This is a genomic window from Dermacoccus sp. UBA1591 (genome assembly GCF_002322065.1).
GTDB classification, from domain to species: Bacteria; Actinomycetota; Actinomycetes; order Actinomycetales; family Dermatophilaceae; genus Dermacoccus; species Dermacoccus nishinomiyaensis.
Window position 1 is genome coordinate 511 of sequence record NZ_DCNR01000100.1, and the last position, 2,261, is coordinate 2,771.

Below are 2,261 nucleotides of genomic sequence, written 5' to 3' on the forward strand. Positions count from 1 at the left end.
GCCTCGAGCTCGCCGAGGGCGAGGGAGAACGAGAAGTAGGGGTTCTCGACGACGGTGATGGCGGAGCTGATCCACGCGACGAGGAGCTCGCGCCCCGCGTCCGTGAGGCGGTACGTCGTGCGGGGCGGGCGGTTGCCGTCCCGCTCGGTGCCCACGACCTCCGCGAGGCCGCGCGCCACGAGCCCGTCGACCTTGTGGTAGAGCGACGCGGGCCGCAGCTTCACCCACTGATCCTCCCGGCGCGCGCGGAGGGTCTGGATCATCTCGTACGGATGCATGTCGCGCTCCGCGAGAAGACTGAGGACGGCGACCGCCAGCGGCGCCACGTCCAGGGGGTCTGTTGTGGTCACGCGATGACTATTCCACATGGACTATTCAAAAACGAAACCCTCGTTCCCGTGACCTTGCTCACCCGCCCCGTACGCAACGGCGATCTACGTCCACCTCTGCGAATTTCGTCCACCTTTGCGGCTCATGGCCACATCGGCGGTTCTTGGTCACATTCACCCCTGAGCGAAGCGCACGGCTGCCCCGGCGCGACGCCCGTCGCGCCGGGGCAGCCGTAGACGTCAGGAGAGGTCGGCGAGGATCCGCTCGGCGAGGGCGCCGGTCGACTGCGGGTTCTGACCCGTGTAGAGGTTGCCATCGGCCCCTGAGGTCGCGGGTCGTACCGTGAGGGCATCGAGCAGACCCTCGCTGACTGACCGGGCGAGCGAGTCTGTCAGCCACGAGCAGAGCACGAGCGCGTTTCACGTGAAACACCACACCGTCAGGCCGCGGCGCCCTCACCCTCGACGAGGCCCTGCTCGACCCAATCGCGCGCCGACAGGCTCGTCAGCGCATAGACGACGAGCAGGTCGACGGAGAGGGACAGCAACGCGCCGAACGTCGGCCGCGTGCCCTGCAGGTACTGCCACATCTGGCTCGCCTGCGACAGGGTGACGAGAGCGATCATGATGAGTCGCGCCCACACCCCGCCGAAGAACGTGCGGTACGCGAGCCACAGGATCGGCACATACGTCAATACCCCGATCCACAGGGCGACGTTCGTCGGCAACTCGGCCGGAACGTCGCCGAGGACGTCCCGGCCGTTCGGCCCCAGAACACCGTCGCCGCCCCAGACGAGCGCCGCCATCGACACGAGGGCAGAGGCCACCGCGAGCACGCAGGCCGCGACGATCGATGGCGGGCGACGCCCCACCGTGCCGAGCACCTGCCCGTCCTCGCTGGCGCCGTACACCGTCGCGCCCGGGGCGACGGCAACGGCGGTGAGGTCGACGACGGGCAGGTCGCCGTCCGTCATCACTGCGTCGCCGCCGCCGTTGCGGCTGTGGTAGCCGCTCGTGAAGTCGTGGAGCATCTCGACGCTGACGGCCGGATCGGCGTCCGTCACCGTGCGCAGCACGTGGTCGCGTTCGGTGTCGATGTCGCGGGCGATACGGTGCGTGACCTGCAGCGTGAAGAACGACAGGCCGACGCCGGAGTCGAACGTGCCCGACGCGAGCCAATCGACCCGCCGGCCGCCGGGCAGCAACCACTCGTCGGGCGTCGGCCAGAACCGTACGTGGTGACGTTGCGACGGGTTGCCGTCCACCTCCTGCTGGTAGGCGAACTCCTGCGTGCGCCGAAACAGCACGAGCGGGCTGACGGGCGCCTCGGCGTAGCTGCGGCGCAGCAGCGACGACACGACGATGCGGACGCTCGACCCGAGCGTCACCGGGTCGGCCTTGACCCACCCGGCGCGCGTCATCGTCTCGTGGATCTGCTGTTCGTCGCCGATGAATGCGAGGTTGAGGGGATCGCCGAGGCGCCCGTCCGTCGTACGGCTGCAGCCGATGAAGTAGTCGGGCACGTAGATCGTCGTGAGGACGCGGTGCAACCGTGGCAGCGCCAGGTAGGCCATGACGGCCCAGAACCCGACGAGCAACAGGAGCAGCGACCACGACCACGTCGCCTCGCGTAGCAGCAGCACGGCGAAGACGAACGAGCAGATCATGACGGCGAAGAAGAAGACGTTCTCCAGCCATGCCAGCCCGAGATGCCGGCCGAGGCCGCCCATCATGACGACCGGCTCAGCGGCCTCACCCGCGCCGGATTCGCGGACCGGGGCCAGGGCGCGCGAGGGGTCGGTGCTCGCGCGTGTCTCGCTCGAGCGTCCGTCGCGTTCCATGGTCCTCCCCACCCGTCACGACCCCCTCCGGACGAGGGTGCGCACCCCATTTTCCCCCGCGTTCGCCCCGCATCCCGGCCGGCGGCGTGGC

The 2,261-nt window shown here is 69.3% G+C and carries 2 protein-coding genes; both read right to left on the minus strand.

Annotation, left to right across the window (positions count from 1 at the left end; translation table 11 throughout):
• Positions 1 to 350: PadR family transcriptional regulator (locus tag B2284_RS11210; RefSeq protein ID WP_286697527.1), on the minus strand; the 350-nt coding region annotated here is incomplete at its 3' end.
• Between the two features lie 419 nt (positions 351 to 769).
• On the minus strand, positions 770 to 2,170 hold the full coding sequence (locus B2284_RS11215; RefSeq protein WP_286697528.1) for an LssY C-terminal domain-containing protein: 1,401 nt from the start codon (positions 2,168 to 2,170) through the stop codon (positions 770 to 772).
• Positions 2,171 to 2,261 lie beyond the last annotated feature (91 nt).